2 protein-coding genes are annotated in these 1992 nt (G+C 37.4%); both read left to right on the forward strand.

Annotated elements, in window-relative coordinates:
- Positions 1 to 1541: Ig-like domain-containing protein (locus tag L6773_RS21165; RefSeq protein ID WP_237856664.1), on the forward strand; the 1541-nt coding region annotated here is incomplete at its 5' end.
- A 261-nt stretch (positions 1542 to 1802) separates the two neighbouring features.
- On the forward strand, positions 1803 to 1992 hold a 190-nt coding region (locus L6773_RS21170), incomplete at its 3' end, for a hypothetical protein (RefSeq protein WP_237856665.1).

The raw sequence follows: 1992 nt of genomic DNA on the forward strand, positions 1-1992 counted from the left end.
CCTCGGAGGCGGCAAGCCCAGAAGGACTTACCTTTAAACCGGATCTGACAACGTTTTATGTGACGTCCAATGGCGATAATATCGTCCACCAATATTATACTTATGAAATTGACCCTGATGAGTCTTCGGTTATTGCAAGAGAAAATGAAATTGAAGCCAATGGAACAGACTACAACAGAATTGAAGTGACATTGCGTAGTGAGAACGGAGTTAGATTACCCAACCTGGAAGTAAATCTAATAGCCGATGGTGAGGATTTAGAAGTACAAGCAATCAACGACATTACCGATGAAGATGGTGAAGCTGTTTTTAGAGTTCGAACATCCACACCGCAAGTTGTTACCTATACTGCAATTGCAGAGAAGAATTCAGACGATATTGAATTAGATGATGACCCAGAGGTGCGTTTCCTCCCTGAGGCTCCAGTTGCATTATCGGCAACGGATGTAGAGGAAAGAGAATTTAAAGCAAATTGGGAGATGGTACCTGGTGTTTCAAATTATCTTCTAGATGTTGCTACAGATAGTGAATTTGATAACATATTGAATGACTATAATTCTTTAGATGTAGGCGAAGTAACGGATTATAGGGTAACCGATTTGAACCCCGGAACTGTTTATTACTACCGTTTAAAAAGTGAGTTAAATGGATTTACCGGGAAAAATTCAGAAACGATAGAAGTTACAACTTTCCCTGATATTCCTTTATCTACAGCTCCGGGAAATATTTCAGCCACTAAATTTATTGCACAATGGCAGGAAGCCGAAGGAGCCAATGGATATTTATTAGATGTAGCAACTGATGCCAATTTTTCTGAATTCGTGCAAGGTTTTGAAAATTTTAATGTTGGCCAGGTGACTGAGTATACAATTGAGAATTTGATTCCGGGAACGGAATACTATTATCGCGTAAAGTCAACCGCTTTTTCAAGAATCTCCAATCCGTCTGAAACAATTCAAACAACAACATTTGATGTAGGTTCTGATGAAACGGAATTAACATCTTCTCAACTCAGAGTTTTAGCGAATGGTGAACAGGAAAATATAATTACTCTTGTGCTACGTACGCCAGAGGGTATCAATATCAAGGGAGAAGATGTTACATTAGAAGCGTTAAACGGCGATTCTCAAATTGAGGTACTACAAGGCGTAACTGACGATAAAGGGGAAGTAAGATATTCAGTAACGAACAATACTGCAGAAGAAGTAACTTATCGCGCTTTTATATCTCAAAATTTAGGAGTCGGTACTTTAACTGTAGAATTCTTGCCTGTTACGAACGAGTTGACCATCGGAGATAATTATCCAAATCCTTTCTCCCGTATAACAACAATACCCGTTACAGTGCCTACCAGAATGCGAATTAAAATTACTGTTGCAAATATTTTGGGTTCCACAGTTAAAACTGTAATTGATGAAGAACTTGAAACTGGTTACTATGAAATTGCTATAGATTTAGGAGACGTAGCTTCCGGTACATATTTTTACAGGCTGATGACTGATGACAAAATGAAAACGAAAAAGATGTTATTGGTTAAATAGTTTTTGTATTATAATTGCCCTTCAAATCATCACTGGAAGATGAATCTAACTATTGTTCCTACAAATAGATACCTAACCTACATACGTTTATAATCTGTTGTTGTACTTTAAGATCTTTTTCGACAATTGTTGAGATGATAACTCAATATCTGATACAATCAGTTTTCCATAGTTGACTTAATAGAATAACTGTAAACGTCATCTGAGATCTAAAAGATGAATGTTATTGTAAAAATTTAGAAGTAAAGAATTAAGTATTGAATGTTATTAAATCGAACAAATTTTCAACTCCTGGTTCTTGTAGTTTTATTAATTATTCCCGGACTGGTGGTGGCTCAGGACGAGCCACTGACAGAACAAGAGAGGATTAAACTTGAGCAGATCCGGGAGTCGCTCATCCAGCAGGGATTTTTGCAGCAGTCGGTTCAGACTGTAGACCCTGAAGCACAAA

Origin of the sequence: Rhodohalobacter sulfatireducens (genome assembly GCF_022012475.1) — a bacterium.
GTDB lineage: Bacteria > Bacteroidota > Rhodothermia > Balneolales > Balneolaceae > Rhodohalobacter > Rhodohalobacter sulfatireducens.